This window comes from Kibdelosporangium aridum (assembly GCF_900176515.1).
In the GTDB taxonomy this organism is placed as follows: domain Bacteria; phylum Actinomycetota; class Actinomycetes; order Mycobacteriales; family Pseudonocardiaceae; genus Kibdelosporangium; species Kibdelosporangium aridum.
Genome location: NZ_FWXV01000011.1, coordinates 63095 through 85729, shown reverse-complemented (window position 1 = coordinate 85729; position 22635 = coordinate 63095). Strand labels below are relative to the sequence as shown.

Here is a 22635-nt window from a genome sequence, read left to right as displayed (position 1 = left end):
GGGCATGCCCACTCTGCGACAACAGGAGAACCGCACTGGTCTCGCCCTGATCTCACCGACGTTGCTGGTCGTACTGGCGGTCGTGGTGCTGCCGCTGGCGTGGACGCTGATCTTGGCGTTCCAACGGATCCGGTTGATCAACATCCGGGACACCGGACTGTTCGAGCGCTACACGCTGACCAACTTCGTGATCGTGTTCGACTCGCCGGGGTTCTGGAGCTCGCTCGGTACGACCCTCGCCTACGCGATCGGCGGCACGGTGCTGTCGGTCATCATCGGGCTGGCCGCCGCGCTCGCGTTGCGAAAACCGTTCCGCGGCAGGGGTTTCCTGCGTGGTGCGATGCTCCTGCCGTACGTGGCACCAGTGGTCGCGGTCGCGTTCGTCTGGGAAGTCATGCTCAGCCCGCAGTACGGGATCCTCAACGAGTGGGGTGTGCGGCTGCTCGGCTGGGACCGGCCGGTCGCGTTCCTCACCCAGCGCGAGGCCACGCTTTCGTTGCTGGGCATCGAGATCTCGGTGCCGGTCGCGCTGCTGACGGTGATCGTGTTCGAGGGTTGGCGCTATTTCCCGTTCGCGTTCCTGTTCATCCTGGCCCGGTTACAGGCGATACCCGGTGAACTCGAAGAAGCCGCACGGGTCGACGGTGCCACGCCGTCGCAACGGTTCCGCCACATCGTCCTGCCGCAACTGGCCCCGGTGATCGCGCTGCTGGCGATGCTGCGGTTCGCGATGAACTTCAACAAGTTCGACGACGTCTACCTGCTCACCGGTGGTGGCGCGGGGACCGACGTGGCGAGCGTGCGCGTCTACAACTTCCTCACCGCCCGGTTCGACGTCGGCGCCGCTTCCGCGCAGGCGCTGGTGCTCGCCGTCGTGCTGATCGTCTTCCTGGTCGGCTACCTGAAGTTCTTCGCCCCCAAGCCAGTGGAGCCACGATGAACCGGGATGCCTTCGAGACCAAGCTCTTCGGCGTGCTGCGCTGGGTCGTCATCGTCCTGCTCGCCCTGCTGACGCTGTTTCCCTTCTACTACATGGTGTTGCTGTCGATCCGGCCGATCGAGAACCTGCTCGCCGATCCCGGCAAGCTCTGGGTGGGTTTCTCGGAGTGGACGACGACGACCTACCAGGAGGTGCTCGGGTCCACCGAGTCCGGCGGGCAGGGCATGCTGAACCTGCTGGCCAACTCCGCCATCGTGTCGCTCGGGGCGGTGGTGCTCACGCTGCTGATCTCGATCCCCGGCGCGTACGCGGTCAGCAGGCTGCGGTTCTTCGGCCACAAGCAGGTCCACTTCCTGTTCCTCGCGGTCTACATGTTCCCGGCGATCGTGCTGGCCGTGCCGTTGTTCGTGCTGTTCACCAAGCTCGGGCTGCGTGGCTCGCTGCCCGGCCTGATGATCGTCTACATCGCACAGACGCTGCCGGTCTCGATCTACATGCTGCGCACGTACCTGTCCTCGGTGCCCGCCGGTATCGAGGAGGCCGCACTGATCGACGGCTGTTCCCGCTGGCAGGTGATGTGGCGGGTGACCATGCCGCTGGCCACCCCGGCGATCATGGCGAACGCGCTGTACGTTTTCATGATCGCGTGGAACGAGTTCCTGTTCGCGTTGCTGTTCCTGGCCGAAGACCGGTCGAACTGGACCGTGTCGCTCGGTCTCGCGCAACTGGCCGGTGGCATCGAGGTGCCCAAGACCGTGCTGATGGCCGGGTCGGTCGTGCTGACCGTCCCGATCATCGTGCTGTTCTACGCGGCGGAACGGATGCTGACTGAAGGGCTCACCAGCGGTGCTGACAAAGGCTGACAGCAGCGTCCACCAGTCAGCGGGTTACCTGTTGTGGCTGGTGCGCACCGGGCGTGCGAACAGCCGCGCGGAACTGCAAGACCTCACCGGGCTCGCGCGCTCGACGGTCGGCCATCGACTGGACGCGTTGCGCACGGCGGGATTTCTGCGCACCGACGGCGTGCACGCCTCCGGTGGCGGCCGCCCGCCCGCGAGACTGGAGTTCAACAACGACCATGGCCTGGTGCTCGCGGCGGATCTCGGCGCGACACACGCCCGGGTCGCCGTGTTCGACCTCGCCGGCGCCGTGCTGGCCGAAACAGCGGCGCCGCTGCGCATCGCGGACGGCCCCGACCAGATCCTGACTTGGACAAGCGAACAGTTCCACGCACTGCTCAGCGAAGCCGGACGCGATGCCGCTCAGGTGCGCGGCATCGGCGTCGGGGTGCCCGGCCCGGTCGAATTCAACACGGGTGTGGTGCACCAGCCGCCGATCATGCCGGGATGGGACGGATATCCCATCGCCGAACACCTCCGCGCGAAGTGGCGTGTTCCCGTCATCGTCGACAACGACGCCAACGTGATGGCGTTCGGCGAGTACGTCACCCAATACCCGGACTGTCCCTCACTCGTCCTGGTCAAGATCGCCACCGGGATCGGCGCAGGCCTGGTCCTCGAGGGCGCCGTGTACCGGGGGATCGACGGCGGTGCGGGCGACATCGGGCACGTCCGAGTCGATGCGTCCTCCGAAGCCAGGTGCATGTGCGGCGCACTCGGCTGCCTCGCAGCCCTCGCCAGCGGCACGGCGCTGGCACAACGCTTGCCCGCGGCGGGAAGCCGCGAGTTCGTGGAACTCGTCCGAGCCGGCAACCCGAACGCCGTCGAACTGGCCAGGCAAGCGGGCAGGCTGGTCGGCGAGGTGCTCAGCACGGTCGTCTGCTTGGTGAATCCCCAGGTGCTGGTGATCGCGGGCGATCTGGCCGAGACACAGTTCGTCGCCGGTGTGCGAGAGGTGTTGTACCAACGCGCCTTGCCTCGTGCGACACGCAACCTCGACGTCGTCACCAGCGACCTCGGCGACCGGGCGGGCGTCCTCGGCCTGCGGGCGATGGTGGTGGAATCGGTGTACGCCCCGGCAGCGGTCGACCGGGAACTGGAACGCCTCGCCACGGAGTGACGAGGCCAGCTTCGTGTCTCTAGTGGACCGTCTGGGTGGTCGACGTCATGGTCGACGTCATGCAGGCGCTGACCGCCGCGTTGACCGACTGGTGGACGGGAAACAGCTCGGTGAGTCCCATGATCTCCAACGGGCGCAGCACCGACGGACGGGTCGCGACCAGGCGGACTCCGGTCCGCGTGGACTCAGCGTGATTGCGGGCCTGGACGAGGACGTTGAGCCCTGCGGACCCGCAGAAGCCGACGTCCAGGAGGTCCATCACCAGCCCGGTAGGACAGGTGTCGAGCTCACGGCGCACCGCCGAGGCGAATGGTGCGACGGAGGACATGTCGACGTCGCCGACGACATGGACCACGGCCACCTCGCCTACGCGGCTGGTGGTGACGGCGATGATCTGGTTGAACGCATCCGTGCTCATCGGGCGCTCCTCTGAGGGTGCGACCACGAAGTCATGCACGCGGAGCGGTGACGATGCCCGAACCGAATACAAAACCCGCAGCAACGAAGGGCGACTCGGTGCTCCTGCTTAACGCCATGCCGCCGTGGGCTGTTCTGGTGTACTCGACGCTACGGCGTCTGGGCGACAGTTGCAAGCCGTCCGGTTGCGCGGGGTCTGCCGAAACGCGAGGTGGTCAAATGGCCCGAAAATACAAGTACGGGGTGGTCAGGAAGGTCGGCAATGCCGTCATCGGCGCATTGCTGCGCGCTGGTGTGGCACCGCGCAGTTACGTCCTGCTCACGACGTCAGGAAGGCGCACCGGTCTGCCGCGCACGACACCGATTCGTCTTCTCAAGTACGACGGCAAGGAATGGCTTGTCGCGCCGTATGGCGAGGTCGCGTGGGTGCACAACGCACGAGCAGCAGGCAAGGTCGAACTCCGGCACGGCCGCAGTACACGGACAGTCAGCGTGTTCGAATGTGGGGCGGAGGAAAGTGCGCCGGTGCTGCGGGAGTACATCCGTAAGGAGCCCGTGACCCGGCCTTATTTCGATGCCAAGCGTCGTGACCCCGTGCGTGCATTCGCCGCGGAGGCGTCCGCACATCCGGTGTTCCGCATTGCCGATCCGCCTAATCCGTCGTGACCGCTGCTCGCTCATTCAGTGGCGGCGTAAGTGAGGGCGGTGACGACACCGTAGGCGACGGCTTCGCCGCCCCGAGGGTTGGAACGACGAAGCCTGGTCCGTTGTCCCACGCGCGCGCTCCTTCGGACCTATCAGGGTGGTTACCCGGGAGATGCCCCTCAAACGGGTGAACGCCGGCTACTCGGTTCGGAGCTGAAGTCAGGCGCCGCCGTTGTGGGTGGCGGGAAAGAGCCTGCGGTCCGCCACAATGTGCTTGGTGAGTCCGTTCCGGCTCACCGCTCCGCTGACATTTGCAGCCGTTGGAGTGGCGGGTGGGACGTATGACTGATCTGCTCGACGAGGTCACAGACGCCATGTCGGCGTTGACCGACGTTCTGGAGAACACATCCGGCACGTCCGAGGTGCTGGAGGCGGTGTGCGCTGAGGCGGTTCGGGTTGTCCCTGGTGCGGACATGGCCAGTATCACCGCGATCGATGATGACGGAGCGCGTACGGCCGCGTTCAGCGATGAACGCGCGATGACGGTCGACGAGGCGCAGTACGCGGCGGGCGATGGTCCGTGCCTGCGTGCCGCTGCGACGGGGGAGATCGTTCGGTTGGCGTTGGACACCGCGAGTGAGCTATGGCCGGACTTCGCCGCCTCGGCGAAGCGGCACGGTGTGGGCAGCTATCTCGCGGCCCCGCTGCGCGTGGACGACACCCTGACCGGAGCGATCAATCTGTTCGGCTTCGAGAACCACGGGTTCCACGAGACCGACGCCAAGCTGCTGGAGCTGTACACCACGATTGTGACGTTCGGGTTGCGCACGACCCGCCGCTACCAGCAGACCCTCGAGCTGGCGCGCCACCTGGACACCGCGATGCAGTCGCGTGCCGTGATCGAGCAGGCCAAAGGCATCCTGATGGCCACCCACAAGATCAGCGCCACCGAGGCGATGCAGCGCCTGATCACCGAATCGCAGCTGACGAACGTCAAACTCCGCCAGATCGCGGCCGATTTCGTCGGCAAGGCGTCGGCGCAGGGATGAGCGGATCCGGGGTGGATCACTGGCCGGGCGGGTCGAGTTCGGCGTGCCGGCTGGCCAGGGTGTAGGCGAGTTCGGCGAGCCTCACGTTGAGCTCTTGTGACGTACGGCGAAGCAGGTCGAATGCTTCGTCGGCGCTGATGCCGCGGCGTTGCATCAGGATGCCTTTGGCTTGGCCGATGATGTCGCGGCTGTCCACGGCGCGGCGCAGGTTTGTTTCGCGCAGTTCGGCCAGCTGGACCGCCTGGGTGCGTGAGACGGCGAGCGAGGCGTGGGTGGCCAGGAGCAGAGCCTGGTCGCGTGTGGTCTCGCTGCCGAGCTTGCCGGGAGTTCGGGAGTAGATGTTCAGCGCGCCGGACAGCCGGGGTGGAACGGCGTCGGGTACGAGAGCGGTGGACAGCACCGAGAAATAGCCGAGATCCGCGGCGGCCGGCCCGAACTGCGGCCACTTCGTTTCGGTGGCGAGGTCGCCGCTGTAGGTGTAGGCGACGCCTTCCTTACGGGCCGCGTCGAGGCAAGGGCCGTGACCGTAGCGGTTCTGCAGCTCGTCGAGTTCCACTCCGTCCGGGTCGGTCTCCACCGGCGTGTGCAATACGCCATCAGCGGATCGCAGCGACACGCTGACCACGTCAGCGTCGGGGATCACCGCGAAGGTCGCGCGCACCACCTGTTCCAGCACGCCCGCCACGCTGTCGGCGTTGAGCAGCGTCTTGGTCAACTGCGCGAACTGGTGGGCCAGCGGACTCTGGTCGGCGCCGTCGGCCGGATGAGGCGCGTCCGGCGGGTGCGCGATGAACTCGGCCTTGTCCCGGTCCCAGTCGTCCTGCATCTGTGTCCTCCATTCAGTCGATCGGCCGAGCATTGCCCATGGCGCGATGGGTCGCGGATCGGGCGGCCTGGTGTCAGTCCCAGTGCGCGTCTGGATCGGCCCGGCGGTTCGCGGTCGCGTCGACGAACGCGATCATCCGGTCTGCTTCGGCCTCCTGCCCGGCCCTGCCGTGCTCGGACAACAACCGGTCGCGGGCTTCCTGCTGGTGGCACAGGTTCCACGCCTGGAGGATGCCGACACCTTCGTTCAGCGCGGTTCGCTGCCTGAGCCGGGTCAGCAGTCGGCGCGCCGATGCCTCGCGCCATGAATTGGGGCCTTGGGTCATCGGCATTGGTGCGCTCTTTTCACGGTCTGGCTGTCGGCGAATCGGAGATGTCGAGTTCAGTGTGGTGAGTGGCAAGAAGGCGGGCGACTTCGGTGAGTTTGATGTTGAGGTTCTGGGAGGCGCGGCTGAGTTTGTCGAACGCCTTCTCGGCGGTGATGCCGCGCCGTGCCATCAGGATTCCTTTGGCTTGCCCGATGACGTCACGGCTGTCGATGGCTTTCAGCATGTGTGCCGCCGTGATTTCGGCGTGGGTGACCGCGGCGGTGCCAGCCAGGGCCAGCGAGGCGTGTGTGGCCAGCAGCAGTGCGGGCTCGTGGGCGTCGGCACGGAGGGCTCCCGGGCGCCGCGAATAAAGGTTGAGTGCTCCCGAATGCTGCGGCGGGCGCGCGTTCGGCAGCAGTGCGACCGAGAGCACCGCGCGCACGCCATGCGCGGCGGCGGCGGGTCCGAAATGGGGCCAGGCAGACTCGACAGCCAGGTCATCGCTGCAGGCCTGGGCCGGACCAGGCGACAGCGCGGCATCCAGGCATGGACCTTCTCCGGTCTCGTACTGCACCTGGTCGAGTGCGACCGCGACCGGATCGGTGTGCACCGGCGTGTGAAACGAGCCATCGCGGGAGCGGAGGGTGACCGAGACGAGATCCACACCCGGCACCACCCGGAGCGCGGCCGTCACCACCTGCTCGAGCACGCCGCGCACCGAGGTGGCGTCGAGCAGGTTTCTCGTCAAGTCGGTGAACTGCTCGGACAAAGGGCTGCCGTAGGGAAGATCCCGCTCATTGCGAAATGCCGCCCTGTCCGCCGCCCAAGCAGCCTCGTTGGTGACCACGGGAACAAACCTCCCTCACGCACGTACCCGCGATATGTGGAAACGGCTGGAAACAGGGTTTCCATATCGCTTGGTCGAGAACCGTGATGCTGGCCCTGCGCTGCTGAAGGCCAATACCGAGCGACGGCGGGTCCCGTGTCGCCTCGCCCACCTTGCGTTGCTCACGCTACGCCCATGGACGCCAGTCAGTACGGTTAGTGGCGTCCTGACTCAGCACGCAGTTCGTGTGGTGCGACGGTCCCGCTGGTTACGGCCCTGGCCAGGTCGCGGAGGGACTGACCGGTAGCGCCGCCAGCAGGGCGCGAGCCGTTTCCGCGGTGACGTCAAGAGCACCGGCGAGAACAGGTTGAGGCCGCCGACGGCGTACTCCATCAGCCGCAGCGGTGACAGCCCGCAGGATGTCGAGAGCATCGTGCCGCGCAGCCAGCCGCGCCGTGATGGCCGCGCTGGTGTCACTGATGACGTCCTGCGCGGGAGGCACCCGATCAGCATACGGTCGACACCGACAACGCTGCCCGGTGGCGTTCAGTCCTGGAAGGTGTCGGACGGTAGCTGGCGGGCGAGGATCGCGCGCGCGACCTCCAGCACGGCTTGGCCGGTGCTGAATGCGTGGGCGCGCAACCTCAGGAACGCGTCGTCGACACTGATCCGCAGCTGCGCGGCGAGCATGCCGGTCGCGACGTTCACGTCGTCGTAGTGGCCAGGCGTGTCCTCACGTGCCCATGGCGCCGTCCGGGTTGGTGCGACGTCAGTCAGCAGGGCGGTGGTGGCCAGGTCAGCCAGGACGGTCGCGTCTGCCAGGGCGTCGGCGGACAACGCCCCAGGCTGGTGGCGGTAGAGGTCAAGGGTCCCCAGCTGGATGGCGCCGGCCTGCAGCGGGAAGGCGAACACCGCCGCGAGCCCGTCGGCGATGGCCGCGTCCACGAAACCCGGCCAGCGCTGGTCGACCGTGGCCATGTCCGTCACCAGCACCGGGCCGCCTCTGCTGAACGCCTCCACCCCCGGCCCGTCTCCGGCGGTGTACTGCAGTTCCTCGAGCCGCCGCGCCCACGCGTCGCTGGTCGCGGCGAGCTCCTCCACCCGCGATGAGGACCGAAGGGATATCGCCGCGGCGTCGATGTCGACCTGGTCGACCGCTACATCGCAGACCACGCCCGCCCAACCGGGGAAGTGGCGACGACCAGCGCGTTCGGTGACGAGTCGCCAGAGTCGCTGATGGCGTTCACCATCCACCGCCTCGTTACCTCCGCGCTCGACCGTCGGCAGTTCGTCCTCAGGATGGCTCCTTCGGATGTCCATCATCACCCAGCGGCCCGGCCGATGCGTCACTGGCCGACGTCAAATTCGAGGTTCGCCGAACTGGGGGTGCTGCGTGTGACTCCCACGCCCGGTGGCGTCACCCCGACACCGGGACTGTCCTATCCGTCCAGCGGCAAGTGGTGGCCCAAGAACGACGACGGTTCCCGGTAAGCGGATCGGTAGGCGGAGGATGGTCTCGGGTGAGCCGAGGCCGTCCTGCTGTATAGCCATAATGGTGGTGAGCCAGGGGGTGAGATGAGCTCTGACGACCCGCCTTACTTGATGGCGTTGCCGGATCCCGTCGGCGCCGGAAAACAGAAGTTCCAGCTCTGCATGTCCGAGCTGCTCCAGTTGGTCCGCGTTCATCTTCCCGGCCGGATGGCTGGAGCTGGGCCCAGCGAGCGCGAGCAACGGATCGCCCTGCGCAAAGCCCTGGGTTATCTGGACTCCGACTACCTCATCGACCTGCCCGAGCCGTTCTTCGGCGCTCTGCTGCGTGCGGCGGTCTATGACCCGGATCCGAGTTTCAACCGGCAGTTCGTCGAGCCGCTCAGGGTGGCGTTCGGTGCCCGGCGGACGCAGGAAGCGCTCCTGGAAGTTCTGCGCACCGGTACGAATCAGGAACGGGCCGGAGCGGCACGAGCTTGGTACTGGGCCACGCTGGAGATGGTCGAAGACATCCAGGTGCGCTGGGACCAGGCCGCGTTGCGTGAGTTCGTGGTCAACGAGGACATCGACGTTCGCCGGTGCCTACTGCCTCAGCTCCCGCTGCACCCGTCGCACTACCCCGGGGAACTGCATCCGCTTGTCGCCGAGGCCGTGCACATCGGGCGGACACATCCCGACGAGTACCTGCGCCACCGCGTCGAACTCCAAGTCAGGACCGGTATTTAGTTCAGCTGGTGAACGAATGCCGACTCGTTCACGGCGTGGACAAATCTCGGTCTGACCTCTTGACGTGATCCCGGCCGTGTCGTTAATTGGTTCAGGCATTGTACAAATAGAGGCCGACCGTGCGGACGCGGAGCGAAAGGGGACAGTGCGGACAGTCCGCGGCTTCGGGGCCAACGACGTGGTTACCCCCGGATCCCCCTTGGGAGAGTTGATGATCCGCAAAGGCCTGAGAGCCGTGGGCAGACGTGTGCTGTCTGTCGCGGCCGTGGTAGTGACAGGCTTATCCGTGGCGACAGCTGGCGCCACCGCAGCGCCCGAGAACGATCCGTCGTTCCGGGCGCTTGTGTTCTCCAAGACCGCCGGTTTCCGGCACGACACCATCCCGGACGGCATCGCCGCGATCCAGAAACTCGGCCAGGAGCACAACTTCACGGTCGACGCGACCGAGGACGCGGCCGCCTTCACCGACGTGAACCTGGCCCGCTACCAGGTGGTCATCTTCATGTCCACCACCGGCGACGTCCTGGACGACACCCAGCAGGCGGCGTTCGAACGTTACGTGCGCGCGGGCGGCGGCTACGCGGGCGTGCACGCTGCCGCTGACACCGAATACGGCTGGGCCTGGTACGGCTCGCTGGTCGGCGCGTACTTCAAGCAGCACCCCGTGCCGCAGCAGGCGACTGTCAAGGTCGAGGACCCCGCGCACCCGTCCACACAGGGCCTGCCGACGCTGTGGTCACGGGCCGACGAGTGGTACGACTACCAGACGAACCCTCGTCCCAACGTGCACGTGCTGGCTTCCTTGGACGAGAAGTCCTACACCGGCGGCACAATGGGCACCGACCATCCGATCACCTGGTGTCAGGACTACGACGGCGGCCGCTCCTGGTACACCGGCCTCGGGCACACCAAGGAGAGCTACACCGAGCCGAACTTCCTGCACCTGCTGCTGGGCGGCATCCAGACCGCCGCGGGCGTCGTGCCCGGCGACTGCTCCGCCTCGCAGGGCAAGAGCTTCGAGAAGGTCACGCTGGACGACAACACGTCCAACCCGATGATGCTGGACATCGCGCCGGACGGACGCGTGTTCTACATCGACCGGCTCGGCGACGTGAAGGCCATCCGGCCCACCGGTGGTGTGGTCACGTCGGCCCATCTCAACGTGTTCACCGCCAACGAGAGCGGCCTGCTCGGTGTGGCACTGGACCCCGGGTTCGCCACGAACAACTGGATCTACTTGTACTACTCGCCCATCGGCAAGGACGTCGACCGGTTGTCGCGGTTCACCGTGAACGCCGACAGCACCTTGGACGTGGCCAGTGAGAAGACCGTGCTCGAAGTCCCCGTGCAGCGCGCGGAATGCTGCCATCACGGCGGTGGCATGGTGTTCGACAAGCAGACCGGCGACCTGTGGCTGGCCAACGGGGACAACACCAACCCGTTCGCATCCGACGGCTACACCCCGATCGACGAACGGCCCGGCCGCTCGCCGTGGGATGCCCAGGGCACCTCGGGCAACACCAACGACCTGCGCGGCAAGGTGCTGCGGATCCGGCCGCAGCCAGACGGCACGTACACCATCCCTGAGGGCAACTTGTTCCCGCCGGGAACGGCCAACACGCGAGCCGAGATCTACGCGATGGGCATGCGTAATCCGTTCCGCATCGGACTGGATCCCAAGACGCACAAGCTTCTTGTCGCCAACTACGGCCCAGACGCGGGCAATCCGAGCCCGACTCGTGGCCCGGAGAACACCGTCGAATGGGACATCCTCAACCAGCCCGGCAACTACGGCTGGCCGTACTGCGTCGGCAACAACAAGCCGTACAACGACTACGACTTCGCCACCAACACGGCTGGTGCGGCATTCGACTGCGCGAAACCGGTGAACAACTCGCCCAACAACACCGGTCTGGCAAACCTGCCGCCGTCGATTGCGGCGACGGTCTACTACCACTACGTCGCCGACCCGGCGTTCCCCGAACTCGGCGGCGGTGGCGCGCCGATGGCCGGCCCGGCATACCGCTACGACCCGGCGCTGGCGTCCGACCGCAAGTGGCCGGCGTACTGGGACGGCAAGGCGATCTTCGGTGAGTGGAACCAGAGCACCCTGTTCTCGTTCCAGCTCAACGAGGACGGCGGCAAACTCGCCGACATCAACCGCATCTTCGCGAACATGGGCTTCAAGAAGCCGATGGACATGAAGTTCGGCCCGGACGGCGCGCTGTACCTGGTCGAGTGGGGATCCGGGTTCGGTGGCGACAACACCGACTCGGGCATCTACCGGATCGACTACGTGCAGGGGAACCGAGCACCCATCGCCAAGGCCGCAGCGGACCGTACGTCAGGTCCGGCGCCGCTGGCCGTGCGTTTCTCCAGCGGTGGTTCACGTGACCCCGACGGCACGCCGATCACCTACGCGTGGGACTTCGACGGCAACGGCACGACCGATTCCACCGAAGCCAACCCGTCCGTCACCTACACGCAGAACGGCAACTTCAGCGCGACTCTGACCGTGAGCGACGAGGACGGCCGGACCGCCACTGCGAACGTCCCCATCACCGTGGGCAACAGCGCACCGGTGGTGACGCTGAACCTGCCACCGAACGGTGGTGTCTTCGACTGGGGTGACCAGGTGCGATTCGGCATCACGATCACCGATCCGGAAGACGGCACGATCAACTGCGACGACGTGCGCCTGCAGTCCATCCTGGGACACGACTCCCACGGCCATCCGCTGGACCAGTACACCGGATGCGGGGGAGCGGTGCAGACGACTCTGTCGTCCGGGCACAGTGACAGCGACAACGTGTTCGCTGTGCTGGAAGCCAGCTACACCGACAAAGGCGGCGCGGGCGGCTCGGCGCCGTTGACCGGCCGGGCGGAGGCGTTGCTGCAGCCCAAGCACAAGCAGGCCGAGTTCTTCAGCGCGACCGGCCGGGTGCCCGGCAGCACCAGCTCCGGCGACCCCGGCGTGCAGGTGGAGACCGCGTCGGACCCGCAGGGCGGGTTCCGCAACATCGGCTTCATCGAGCCCGACGACTGGTGGTCGTTCGATCCGGCGAACCTGTCCAATGTGGACGCGTTGCGGTTCCGGGTCGCTTCGGGTGCCGCGGGTGGCCTCATCGAGGTCCGCGCCGGGGCGCTCGACGGCCCGATCGTCGGCACCGTCACGGTGCCCGCGACAGGCGGCTGGCAGACCTACACCGATTCCACGTTGACGCTGTCCAATCCGCCCACCACCAGCGGGCCGCTGTACTTCATCGCCCGCAGGCCGGTCGGCAACAACACCAACGCCTCACTGTTCAACGTCAACTGGGTCGACTTCGTCGGCCGTGGTGTGACGGAGAACCAGCGGCCGAACGTGACGGTCACCGGAACACCGACCCGCGGCACCGCGCCGCTCACGGTGAACTTCCAGACCACCGCGACCGACCCCGAGGGCGACGACCCGCTGACCTACAAGTGGGACTTCGGGGTGGCCGGCGCACCGCAGCCGACAACGCCGAACCCCAGCTACACCTACCAGGTGCCAGGCGCCTACGACGCCAAGGTCACCGTGACCGACGCGAAGGGTGCGGCAAGGTCGGCGAACGTTCCGATCATTGTGGACAGTCCGCCGACGACCTGCCTGTCCGGCCGGTCGGACGCCTTCGACAGTCCGCTTAGCCGGACAAAGTGGACAGTCATCCGGGAGAACCAGGACCTGTCGGTCTCCGGCGGGAGCCTGCACATCCCGACTGCCGCAGCGGAGATCTACGGCACCGACAACTCCACGCCGGTCCCGAACATCGTCGCGCAGCCGATGCCGTCCGGGGCGTGGCAGGCCACCACAAAGGTGACCATGGCCGCTCGTAACGCCTACCAGCAGGCAGGTCTGGTGCTGTACGGCGACGACGACAACTACGCCAAGATGATGTTCCAGGCGCGGGGCACCGCGGACGCCAACGCCCGGGTCTTCCAGTTCATCCGGGAGGACAAGGGCGCGCCGAACGAGGTCGCCGAGTCCAACACGGCCAACCTCGGTGCGGCGTTCCCGGACACCGCCTATCTCCGGTTGTCCAGCGACGGGACGCACGTGACCGCGTCCTACTCGGCGGATGGCCTGTCGTGGACGGCGATGCCGCAGACGGACAAGCTGATCGCCGGGATCCCAAACCCGCGCATCGGTCTGGCGTCCTTCGCCAGCACCGGCAACCGCCCGGTGATCGACGCGGCGTTCGACTGGTTCCAGATCACGCCGGACGACACCGCGAGCGCACCCGGCCCGAACGACGAGTTCGACGGCTCCGCGCTGGACACCTGCCGGTGGGGCACGGTTGTCCGTCCTGACCCGGCTGCCATGCGCCTGACCGGCGGCAACCTGGAAATGGACACCACCCCGGGTGACATCTACGGCACGGGCAACACCGGGCCGAAGAACTTCACCCTGCAGACACCGCCAAGCGGTGACTGGACGGTGGAGACCAAGGTGGATGCCAGTGCCCTCAACGAGCAGTACCAGCAGGCGGGGCTGATCGCGTACCTGGATGACGCCAACTACGTCAAACTCGACTACGTTGCCGACAACGCGGCCGGTTCGCCGGTCGCGCGCAGGATCGAGCTGCGCAGCGAGGTCGGCGACGCCATCCAGGACCCGCAGCCTTCGGCAGGCAACCTCACCCAGGGTGTCTGGTGGCTGCGGTTGGCCAAGCAGGGCAACACGTATCGCGGGTCGTACTCCGCGGACGGGACGACATGGACCGAGATGGGACAGACGGTGAGCAACGCCGCTGTGGCTTCCGGCAAGGTCGGGTTGTTCACCCTGGGCACCAACCAGACAGCGTCGAAGACAGTCAAGTTCGACTACTTCCGTGGCTCGTGGGGCCAGCCCGCCGACTCGGAGGCGCCGGTCACCACGGCGACCACCGATCCGGCAGTCCCGGAATGGTCCACGAGTCCGGTCACGGTCACCTTGGCCGCGACCGACTCGGGCAGCGGTGTCGATCGCACTGAGTACAGTGTGGACGGTGGCGCTTGGACTCCGTACACCGTGCCGTTCACGGTCAGCGGCGACGGAACTCACCAGGTGAGTTACCGCTCCGCGGACAAGGCGGGCAACGTCGAGACCGCCAAGACCTTGACGGTCAAGGTGGACACGACCGCGCCGACCGCCACAGCGGTGACTACTCCGGCGGCGCCGGACGGTCAGAACGGCTGGTTCGTCGGCAGTGTCTCGGTTGCTGTGACGGGTACCGACGCGACTTCCGGGATAGCCAAGACGGAATTCAGTGTCGACAATGGACCGTGGGCGGCGTACACCGACCCGGTCAGCGTCTCCGCCGACGGCAGCCACACCGTGGCCTACCGGGTCACCGATGCCGCGGGCAACACGTTCTCGGCTTCCCTGCCGGTGAACAAGGACGCGACAGCACCGTTGACCACGGCCGAGTTCGCCGCGCCGAACGACGACGGCTGGCACGCCGGTGCCATCCCGGTGACACTGTCCGCAGTGGACCCGGCCGCCGGAGTCGCCTCGACGCAGTACTCGTTGGACGGTGGACCGTGGACGCCTTACACCGAACCGGTCAACGTCACCGGTGACGGCACCCACACGGTGGCCTACCGGTCAACCGACCGGGCGGGCAACGTGGAGCAGCAGAAGGCCGCCACCGTGAAGATCGACGGCACCAAGCCGACGGTCCTCGTCTCGGGAGTGGCCGACGGGCAGATCTACGGCGACAGCCAGGATCTGCGGATCAGCTGGCAGGCAGTGGATCCCACCTCAGGGATCAAGTCTGTCAGCGGTGCGCTGGACGGCAAGCCGTTCACGTCCGGTTCGCTGCAGGCGCTGTACGAGCTGGGACTCAACATCCACACGTTGTCGGTGACAGCGGTGGACAAGGCAGGCAACCAGACCGTGCAGACCGTCTCGTTCGGTGTCACCACATCGACACGGGACGTCGGCAACCTGGTCGACCGGTTCCGTGCCGTGGGCTGGTTGTCCCAGGCCAGCGCGAACAAGCTGCAGACGCAGCTGACCAAGGTGCGCAAGGCCGAAGCGGCGGGCAACGACGTGAAGACCGTGCAGGAACTCCAGCAGTTCCGCAAGCTGGTCACCAACCAGCAGACGGTTCCGATCGCCGAAGTCCGCCAGACCCTGACCAGGGACACCGACGCGCTGATCAAGCGCTTGTCCGGGCCAGTCAAGTAACCAGCCAGGCGGGGCGCCTTCCGGGCGCCCCGCCTGTTCCACCGGAAGGACAACGGATGAACCGCGCGATCGCAGTGCTAGCCGCGTTCGTGGTGACGGCGTTGCTGACCGCAGGCCCGGCACACGCCCACGGCGGGCCGATCAAACTCGAAGTGCAGAGCGACGGCGGGCAGGGCGTCAACGCCACCGTGACCTATCAGAACGACGGCCACATGGTGACCGACCAGGTTCTGTTGAGCTACACCGCCGTCACCCCCGACGGCCGGACAGCGGGACCAGTCCGGATGATCGCTTCGTCCGAAGGCCAAGCCTTCTATCGCAGCGAACAACCGCTACCGGTCGGGAACTGGACGGTCACGGTCACCGCCACCCGCCCGTCCCATGCCCAGAAGACCGTCGCCATCACGTCGAACGTCCTGCCGGTCCAACCCGCCGCGGCCGAGAGTTCGACGTCGACGATCGTCATCGTGCTCATCGCAGTTGTCGCGATCTTGATCCTGGGTGGGGTAACCGTCCTGGGACGGCGCCGGGCGCGACGGCTTGATCTGGCTCGCCCGTCGCGTTCTTGAGCGTGCACCGGACTGGCCGGGCTCGACCTGCGGCCGTCACCCGATAGTGTCCTGCTTCGTCGCACAGGGCATCGGGGAAGGGGGCAGCCGGTGATCGGGTACCCCGACGAAGGTGACGTGGAGCGGTGGCGGAGCAGTGACGCGGCGGTCATGCGCGCTGATCTCGACCGTGCCCTCGTCGCGGACGTGGAGAACTCGCCTCGCAGTACTGATCGCCCGCCCTCGGACACCGAGCTGATCGAAGCCGTACGCGGTGGGACGATCGAGGCTTACGCCCAGCTCTACATGCGCCATGTGCATGCTGCCCAGAACCTGGCCCGCCAGTTGGCCAAGTCGGCCATCGAAGCCGACGACCTGGTGGCGGACGCCTTCGCCAAAGTCCTTTCCGCCTTGCGGGCCGGTGGAGGCCCTGGTTCGTCCTTCCGTGCGTATCTGCTCACTGCCTTGCGCCACACCGCCTACGACAAGACACGGCGGGACCGGAAGGTCGAGCTGGCTGATGACGTCGAGGCGATTTCCGGCGCTGAACGGGTTACCAGGCTGCCATTTCACGACACGGCAGTGACGAAGCTGGATAATTCGTTGATTGTCAGGGCGTTCGCCAGCCTGCCTGAACGATGGCAGACGGTGTTATGGCACACGGAGATCGAGGGCCAGACACCCGCCGAGGTCGCGCCACTGCTCGGCCTGAGCCCCAACGGCGTCTCCGCGACGGCCTACCGGGCTCGTGAGGGCTTGCGGAAGGCCTACCTGCAGGCACACGTCACCCACAACCCCCCAGAGCGTTGCCGCGCCGCTGCGGCCAAGCTGGGATCGTGGACCCGTAGGGGCCTGTCCAGGCGGGAGACCGCCCAGGTCGAGGTGCACCTGGACCAGTGTGTCGCTTGCCGGGCCCTGGCCGCGGAGCTGGCGGACGTCAACGGAGCACTACGCGGCACCATCGCACCCCTGGTACTCGGCGCAGGCGCTGCCGGCTACCTGGCCGCCGGGGCAGGCAAGGGAAGCGCCGCTGTGGCACTCGCCGCGAGCAGTTCGTCCTCGGTGATTCCCTTGGTCGGCGCGGCTGTCTCGACGGCCGCGCTCGTTGTCGCCGTCGTGGTGGGTACCGACACGCCGGAGCGTACGGTCGGCCCCACCGCCGTCGCCGACCCGCCCGTCTCGGCCAGCACCAACCAACCGCCCGGGTCAACGGGCCCGTTGCCCAGTTCGTCCGCCCCCGTCGTGACGGGCACCGCGCCGCAGCCGCCGCCGACGGGGGCATCTGCGCCGGGGCAATCGAGCGCCGCTGCGCCGAGCAGTGCAACGCGTACACCCGTTGCCGCGCCAGCCCTGGCGCCTGATGCGCCCAGCACGTTCACCACGTCCACTGGCGGACCGCCGACCAGACTGCCGATCACCATCCGCAACTCCGGCTCGGCGCCCGCCCCACCCCCGACGCTGACGTTGTCCTTACCCGACGACGTCAAGGTGGTCGGACCAGGCGACAGCTTGCTTGGCGAGCCGCTGTTGCGGTTGAACGGCGCGGCTCAGGGGACGATCGCGTGCCCGGCGGGCAAGGGCGCGGTGACCTGCAAGGCTGAGCAACAACTCGCGCCGGGTGGCTCGGCGACGTTCGTCTTCCGCTTGCTCGCGGGCCCGAAGGCAGTGGGCGGCACGATCGTGGCGACCACAGACTCCACACCTGCGCTGCGGATGGAAATACGCGTCACCATCACGCCGAAGAAGTAGGTCGGACACGCCACTGACACCGACGACGTCTCCGCGTCGATCGGTGTCCGAGCTGCGGCAGCGGTATGTCAGGTCCCTTGTCGATCGTGGTCTCAACAACGAAGCACACGATCGACAACGGGAGACTCCGATGACTACCTTTGCCACGCCAGAGCCGATCACCGCCACATTGACCACCGGTGGCGCCCAGGTGCGGATCGCCGCGAGCGAGCGGTCGGACACGGTGGTGCTGGTCGAGCCGATCAACACGGCGAGCATGAAGGACGTGAAGGTGGCCGCCAAGACGAAGGTCGATTTCTCCGCTGGCGCGCTGACGGTCGACACGGTCAAAGCAGGGGACAAGGATGGTTCGGTCGCCATCACGATCGAACTGCCGGTCGGCTCGAAGCTGGTACTGAACACGGCGTGGACGGACGTGCACGCGGACGGCGTGCTCGGCGACTGTGAGCTGAACGTGGCTTCGGGCGAGGTGGAGCTCGACCGGATCGCCGCGCTGTACGGGAACGTCGCGGCCGGTGCGGTCAAGGTTGGGCACGTCGCCGGGACCGTCGACATCGAGGGCGGCGCGGCTTCGGTGCGGATCGACGCGGTGGCGGGCACGGTCCGGTATCAAGGCTCGACCGGGAAGGTCTGGATCGGTCACGCGTTGTCCGACGTGGATCTCAATGGCTCCAGTGGAAGTTTCGACATCGACCGGGCCGAGGGCAGTGTGGTCGCCAAGGCAAGCAACTGTCCTATCCGGATCGGCCAGATGACGCGCGGCCAGGCGGAACTGACGAACGCCTCCGGCGGTATCGAGGTCGGCATCAGCGAGGGCACCGCCGCCTGGGTGGACGCCACCAGCACGAAGGGCGCGGTGCGCAACTCCCTGCCATCGCAGGACAGCCCCGACCAGTTCGACGAGCAGGTCAAGCTCTACGCCCACACGCGCCTCGACGACATCGTCATCCACCGTGCGGCTGGCTGAGTGTCCTGCCTCGTCGGAGTACGTTCGTGCTGACTCGATCGTGGGCGACCAATAACCCGATCGGGTCAGCCTGAACGACATCCTGGCGTGCTTTGCTGGTCGGATGCGTCCCGACACGCCGCGCGCATCTTCGCCGCTGGGCAGGTTGCTGCGTCGCAGCCCACCGGCGACCAACTCGCCTCACCCGCCGTCGACGCCCGCCTTGGCGGGATCTATGCCCTGCAACGGATCGCCGCCGAATCTCCCAGGGACCGCTTGACCATCCGTAACGTGCTCGCCGCCTTCGTCCGCCACCACGACTTCTGCTCGGCGCAGCCGCCATCCCAACAGTGCACGGCTCCCATTCGGGACATGTACCTGGCCCGCACAGCCACGCCTCTGCCTACCGACGTCGAAGCCGCGTTCTCCGCGGCGTTGTCGCTCACCGCGGCGGGCGACGACTTCGCTGACTTGTCCCAGACACGTTTCCCGCGCGTTGTCTTCCCTGACAAGGGGCCGACTTGCGAAACATCACCGGGATGACCCCGGAGCAGATCCAGGCAGTGGCAGTAACAGACAAGGACACGAAGTTCGGTGAGGTACAGCGACGAGACCAGAACTTCTGCGGTCCACAAACGTCACTCGGCGTCGAACTGCACCCATTCCCGCAGTAGCGCCGCCTATCCGTTGTGGACAGTCATCTGGTGAACCAACTCCTGGACATCCAGATCCCTGCCCCGCATCAGTTCGGCGGCCAGGCCATCGTCGCCGAGGGACGCGCGCAACGACGCGGTGATCCGGTCGACGTCGCCGCGTTCGGCGGCAGGCAGCGGGGAACCGACGGATTCGCGCGCCGCGGTGGCCGCGCCGAGTAGTTGTGCCGCCAGGGTATGTTCACCGGTCAGGACACGGGCATCCGCGAGGCCTTCCAGAGCGTGGGCGACCGCGCGCGGGTCCCCAGTCGCCCACGCGGTCGCCAGTCCTTCACGGTGCAGGGACAGCGCCGCGGTGACGTCGCCGCGTTGTGCGGCGTTGAACCCCAGTTCGGTCAGGCCGAACGCTATCCCGACCTCGTAGTTGATCTGACGTTCCCAGCGCAGCAACGGCCGGAGCAACTCCTCGGCGGCCTCGAACCGGCCCTGTCTGCGGGCCAGCATCGCCAGGCCGCCACGGGCCAGGTTCACACCCGCCTCGGAGGAATGGTCCATGGCCACTCGCATCGAGCGTTCCAAGAACTCTTGGGCTCCCGCGTGATCTCCGGCAAGCAGCGCGTGACGGCCCATCCTGGCCAGCTGCTGCGCGACCAGCGGCCAGATCTCCAGCTCCTGCGCCATCTGCAGGGCGTCGTGCTGCAACTGGCCGGACGTCTGGTGGTCGCCCGCGATCTCGGCCAGCCTGCCCAGGATCTCCACGACCTGGATCTGGCCCCACCGGTCGCCTGTCTCGGCGAAGATCTCCGCGGCGGTGCTGGCGTTGTGCTTGGCCGTGGTCAAGTCGCCTCGCATCGACGCGAGTTCGGCCAGCGTGCTCAGCCCGGCCGCGAGGCCCCACTGGTCACCGAGCGACCGGAACACAGGCAAGGCCTCGGAGATCATCTTGGTCGCGGCGTCCGGCGTGCCACTGCGGCCGACGTAACCGAACAACCAGCTCGCGCGCGCCCGCGCCGCTGGATCCTTGTACTGGTCGAGCACTGCCAGCCCATGCTCCAACGGCGTGCTGTCGCTGCCTTTCATGAACGCGAACGCGATCTGCCACGCATGGGCGTCGGCCCGCATGTCCACTGGCGCCTCGGCTTCGAGGGACAGTGCGGTGGTGAGAGACCGATGCGCCTCTTCGTACTTGCCGCGCAGGATCCCGTACCACGACAACGCGTTGACTAGCCGCAACGCGAGCTCGGCGGCGTTGTCCCGGATCGCAGTGGCCAAAGCGGCGCGGAGGTTGCCGCCTTCGACGTCCAGCCGTTGCAGCCACAGCCGCTGATCGGGCCCACGCAGGTGGTTGTCCGCCTGTTCGGCGAACTCCACGTAATACTCGGCGTGTGTCCGCCGGACCGTGGTCTCTTCGTCCGCTTCGGCCAGGCGTTGACGGCAGTAGTCCGCGACTGTCTCCAACATTCGGTAGCGCACGCCCTGAGGCGTCTCGTTCGTGACCACGAGCGAACGGTCCACAAGTCGCGCGAGCAGATCGAGGACGTCGTATGCCTCGACGTCGCCACCCGCGCAGACAACCTCGGCTGACGCGAGCGTGCTGCCGTCAGCGTGTACGGCCAACCGCCGAAGCACCGCGCGTTCGGTGCTGGACAACAGATCCCAGCTCCAGTCGATCATCGCGCGCAGCGTCTGCTGACGAGCGGGCGCGGTCCGGTGGCCGCTGGTCAGCACCCGGAACCGGTCCTCCAGCCGGAGCGCGAGGTCGTGCACACCCAGCACACGCACCCTGCTCGCGGCCAGTTCGAGAGCGAGCGGCAGGCCGTCGAGCCTGCGACAGATCGCGGCGATGGCGCGGGCGTTGTCGTTCGTGAGGGTGAAGCCCGGTGTGACGGCCGCGGTGCGCGCCACGAACAACTGGACCGCGGGTGATTCGCTGACGTCCGCCGGGTTCTGCGCGTCCGGCAGGGCCAACGGCGAGACCGGGAAGAGCTGTTCACCCGCGATGGACAGCGGCTCACGGCTCGTGGCGAGCACTTTCAGGTCCGGTACGGATCCCAGCAGCAGCTCGGTGAGCTCAGCCACCGGGCCGATCAGATGCTCACAGTTGTCCAGCACGAGCAGGATCCGCTTGCGCCGCAACGCTTCCGTCAACCGTTCGGTCGATCCGCCGGAGGACGTGGCATCGTCACGGATGCCCAGTGCGGAATTCACCATGTCCGCCAGCGAATCGGGCGTCGCACCGGCCCGGGCGAACCCGGCGAGCTCGACCAACCACACGTCGTCCCGGCGACGCGCCGATTCCAGCGCCAGCTGGGTTTTGCCCACCCCGCCGGGACCGATGAGCGTCACCAACCGGGACTGATCGAGCAACCGGCTGATCTCCTCGAGCGCCTCCCCGCGGCCGACGAGATCGACGACCGGCGCCGTGAGGTTCGACACCGGCGCCGCTGGGGCACCCAATGCGGTGTCCTGACGCAGGATGGACTCGTACAACCCGGACAGTTCGGGGCTGGGATCGACGCCCAGCTCGTCGGAAAGCCTTGTGCTGAGCGTGCGATAGCACTCGAGCGCTTCCGCTTGCCGCCCAGCACGGTACAGAGCACGCATCAGGGCGCCGGAAAGCCTTTCCCGCAAAGGGTTCTGCTCGACCAACCGGGTGAGCTCGCCGACCAGGCCGCTGTGCCGACCGGCGTCCAACCGCGCCTCGGCGTGGTCCTCCAGAGCGGACAGCCGAAGCTCGGTGAGTTGCGCGATCGCCGGGGCCGCGAACGCCTCGTCGGCGAAGTCCGCGAACGCCGGGCCCCGCCAGAGCTCCAACGCCTCAGCGGGCCTTCCCGCTCGCACCAGACTGGCGAACCGGTCGGCGTCGACGGCGTCCGGCTCGACACGCACCATGTAGCCCGACGGACCCGACACGACGATCTCCCGCTGCGCGTCGTCCAGCGCCTTACGCAGCTGGGAGACCTTCACCTGCAGCGCCGCCTGGGCGTTCCGCGGGGGAGTGCCACCCCAGAGGTCGTCGATCAGCCGGTCAGCGGTCACCGGTTCCCCACGGTGCACGAGCAGGACGGCCAGCAAGGCGCGGACCTTGGCGCCCGGGATCGTGACCGGTGTCCCGTCGTCCGTCCACACGGCAAGCGGACCAAGCACGCCGAACCGCATTCGCCGAGCATATCGGGCTACGCGGGATGGCGCGGTAGTTGCGGCACGGGCCGACAGTCCCTGCGGACACCGAAGGCAATGGCCCTTGCGGACACCGAGGGCAATGGCGTCCGTCGCGATCAGCAGGGCATCGGCAGCCGCAAC

Annotated in this window: 19 protein-coding genes; 12 read left to right on the top strand and 7 right to left on the bottom strand. The window is 67.2% G+C overall.

From position 1 onward, the window contains the following. The first annotated feature begins 4 nt into the window (after positions 1-4). From B9C43_RS43260 to B9C43_RS43250, 3 genes are read left to right on the top strand one after another with little or no spacing between them, the layout of a single operon-like run. Positions 5-940, top strand: a complete 936-nt coding sequence (locus B9C43_RS43260; RefSeq protein WP_084433207.1) for a carbohydrate ABC transporter permease — start codon at positions 5-7, stop codon at positions 938-940. Continuing rightward, the gene (locus B9C43_RS43255) at positions 937-1803 is read left to right on the top strand and encodes a carbohydrate ABC transporter permease (RefSeq protein ID WP_033382472.1); all 867 of its coding nucleotides are present in this window, start codon (positions 937-939) and stop codon (positions 1801-1803) included. The genes B9C43_RS43260 and B9C43_RS43255 overlap by 4 nt, the downstream gene beginning before the upstream one ends. Then, complete coding sequence (locus B9C43_RS43250; RefSeq protein ID WP_235039189.1) at positions 1787-2959, top strand: ROK family protein; 1173 nt, start codon at positions 1787-1789, stop codon at positions 2957-2959. The genes B9C43_RS43255 and B9C43_RS43250 overlap by 17 nt, the downstream gene beginning before the upstream one ends. 19 nt (positions 2960-2978) lie before the next feature. Here the strand turns inward: B9C43_RS43250 and B9C43_RS43245 are convergent, their stop codons facing one another. Further along, entirely contained in the window at positions 2979-3377 is a 399-nt protein-coding gene (locus B9C43_RS43245) for an STAS domain-containing protein (RefSeq protein ID WP_084433205.1), read from the bottom strand. Between the two features lie 218 nt (positions 3378-3595). On the opposite strand from B9C43_RS43245, the gene B9C43_RS43240 reads away from it, so the two are divergent. Next, a complete protein-coding gene (locus B9C43_RS43240) occupies positions 3596-4042 on the top strand; it encodes a nitroreductase family deazaflavin-dependent oxidoreductase (protein ID WP_084433204.1) in 447 nt (148 codons plus the stop codon). A gap of 320 nt (positions 4043-4362) precedes the next feature. Then, positions 4363-5070 carry a GAF and ANTAR domain-containing protein gene (locus B9C43_RS43235; RefSeq protein ID WP_084433203.1) on the top strand — a complete coding sequence of 236 codons (708 nt, stop codon included), beginning with the start codon at positions 4363-4365 and terminating at the stop codon, positions 5068-5070. A 16-nt stretch (positions 5071-5086) separates the two neighbouring features. On the opposite strand, the gene B9C43_RS43230 is transcribed toward B9C43_RS43235, so the two are convergent. The 5 genes from B9C43_RS43230 to B9C43_RS43215 form a co-directional block, all read right to left on the bottom strand. Further along, the gene (locus tag B9C43_RS43230; protein WP_084433202.1) at positions 5087-5896 is read right to left on the bottom strand and encodes an ANTAR domain-containing response regulator; all 810 of its coding nucleotides are present in this window, start codon (positions 5894-5896) and stop codon (positions 5087-5089) included. 73 nt (positions 5897-5969) lie between these two features. Further along, a complete protein-coding gene (locus B9C43_RS43225; RefSeq protein WP_084433201.1) occupies positions 5970-6227 on the bottom strand; it encodes a hypothetical protein in 258 nt (85 codons plus the stop codon). Between the two features lie 13 nt (positions 6228-6240). Further along, the gene (locus B9C43_RS43220) at positions 6241-7050 is read right to left on the bottom strand and encodes a GAF and ANTAR domain-containing protein (protein ID WP_084433200.1); all 810 of its coding nucleotides are present in this window, start codon (positions 7048-7050) and stop codon (positions 6241-6243) included. Positions 7051-7297: 247 nt separating this feature from the next. Next, positions 7298-7531: a hypothetical protein gene (locus B9C43_RS56105; RefSeq protein WP_143447005.1), complete on the bottom strand. Its 234-nt coding sequence runs from the start codon at positions 7529-7531 to the stop codon at positions 7298-7300. Positions 7532-7575: 44 nt separating this feature from the next. Beyond that, positions 7576-8379 (bottom strand): ANTAR domain-containing protein, encoded by an 804-nt coding sequence (locus B9C43_RS43215; RefSeq protein WP_235039188.1) that lies wholly within the window; start codon positions 8377-8379, stop codon positions 7576-7578. A 225-nt stretch (positions 8380-8604) separates the two neighbouring features. On the opposite strand from B9C43_RS43215, the gene B9C43_RS43210 reads away from it, so the two are divergent. From B9C43_RS43210 to B9C43_RS59755, 7 genes are all read left to right on the top strand, one after another. Beyond that, a complete protein-coding gene (locus B9C43_RS43210; protein ID WP_235039187.1) occupies positions 8605-9243 on the top strand; it encodes a hypothetical protein in 639 nt (212 codons plus the stop codon). Positions 9244-9454: 211 nt separating this feature from the next. Next, positions 9455-15436 (top strand): ThuA domain-containing protein, encoded by a 5982-nt coding sequence (locus tag B9C43_RS43205; RefSeq protein ID WP_084433198.1) that lies wholly within the window; start codon positions 9455-9457, stop codon positions 15434-15436. Positions 15437-15492: 56 nt separating this feature from the next. Further along, positions 15493-16005, top strand: a complete 513-nt coding sequence (locus B9C43_RS43200; protein WP_084433197.1) for a hypothetical protein — start codon at positions 15493-15495, stop codon at positions 16003-16005. A gap of 90 nt (positions 16006-16095) precedes the next feature. After that, complete coding sequence (locus B9C43_RS43195) at positions 16096-17733, top strand: sigma-70 family RNA polymerase sigma factor (protein WP_084433196.1); 1638 nt, start codon at positions 16096-16098, stop codon at positions 17731-17733. Positions 17734-17863: 130 nt separating this feature from the next. Beyond that, complete coding sequence (locus B9C43_RS43190; protein ID WP_084433470.1) at positions 17864-18700, top strand: DUF4097 family beta strand repeat-containing protein; 837 nt, start codon at positions 17864-17866, stop codon at positions 18698-18700. Between the two features lie 87 nt (positions 18701-18787). Beyond that, positions 18788-19222, top strand: a complete 435-nt coding sequence (locus tag B9C43_RS43185; RefSeq protein WP_084433195.1) for a hypothetical protein — start codon at positions 18788-18790, stop codon at positions 19220-19222. Then, complete coding sequence (locus B9C43_RS59755; protein WP_268811615.1) at positions 19219-19353, top strand: hypothetical protein; 135 nt, start codon at positions 19219-19221, stop codon at positions 19351-19353. Before B9C43_RS43185 ends, B9C43_RS59755 begins: the two co-directional genes overlap by 4 nt. 6 nt (positions 19354-19359) lie before the next feature. On the opposite strand, the gene B9C43_RS43180 is transcribed toward B9C43_RS59755, so the two are convergent. Next, the gene (locus tag B9C43_RS43180) at positions 19360-22491 is read right to left on the bottom strand and encodes an ATP-binding protein (protein ID WP_084433194.1); all 3132 of its coding nucleotides are present in this window, start codon (positions 22489-22491) and stop codon (positions 19360-19362) included. Positions 22492-22635 lie beyond the last annotated feature (144 nt).

What these genes read in the sequence shown, in the direction of transcription:
- B9C43_RS43260 (WP_084433207.1), top strand. Translation starts at nt 5, where the DNA reads ATGCCCACTCTGCGACAACAGGAGAACCGCACTGGTCTCGCCCTGATC.
- B9C43_RS43245 (WP_084433205.1), bottom strand. Translation starts at nt 3,377, where the DNA reads ATGAGCACGGATGCGTTCAACCAGATCATCGCCGTCACCACCAGCCGC.
- B9C43_RS43210 (WP_235039187.1), top strand. Translation starts at nt 8,605, where the DNA reads ATGAGCTCTGACGACCCGCCTTACTTGATGGCGTTGCCGGATCCCGTC.
- B9C43_RS43200 (WP_084433197.1), top strand. Translation starts at nt 15,493, where the DNA reads ATGAACCGCGCGATCGCAGTGCTAGCCGCGTTCGTGGTGACGGCGTTG.
- B9C43_RS43230 (WP_084433202.1), bottom strand. Translation starts at nt 5,896, where the DNA reads ATGCAGGACGACTGGGACCGGGACAAGGCCGAGTTCATCGCGCACCCG.
- B9C43_RS43235 (WP_084433203.1), top strand. Translation starts at nt 4,363, where the DNA reads ATGACTGATCTGCTCGACGAGGTCACAGACGCCATGTCGGCGTTGACC.
- B9C43_RS43180 (WP_084433194.1), bottom strand. Translation starts at nt 22,491, where the DNA reads ATGCGGTTCGGCGTGCTTGGTCCGCTTGCCGTGTGGACGGACGACGGG.
- B9C43_RS43240 (WP_084433204.1), top strand. Translation starts at nt 3,596, where the DNA reads ATGGCCCGAAAATACAAGTACGGGGTGGTCAGGAAGGTCGGCAATGCC.
- B9C43_RS43255 (WP_033382472.1), top strand. Translation starts at nt 937, where the DNA reads ATGAACCGGGATGCCTTCGAGACCAAGCTCTTCGGCGTGCTGCGCTGG.
- B9C43_RS59755 (WP_268811615.1), top strand. Translation starts at nt 19,219, where the DNA reads ATGACCCCGGAGCAGATCCAGGCAGTGGCAGTAACAGACAAGGACACG.
- B9C43_RS43225 (WP_084433201.1), bottom strand. Translation starts at nt 6,227, where the DNA reads ATGCCGATGACCCAAGGCCCCAATTCATGGCGCGAGGCATCGGCGCGC.
- B9C43_RS43205 (WP_084433198.1), top strand. Translation starts at nt 9,455, where the DNA reads ATGATCCGCAAAGGCCTGAGAGCCGTGGGCAGACGTGTGCTGTCTGTC.
- B9C43_RS43190 (WP_084433470.1), top strand. Translation starts at nt 17,864, where the DNA reads ATGACTACCTTTGCCACGCCAGAGCCGATCACCGCCACATTGACCACC.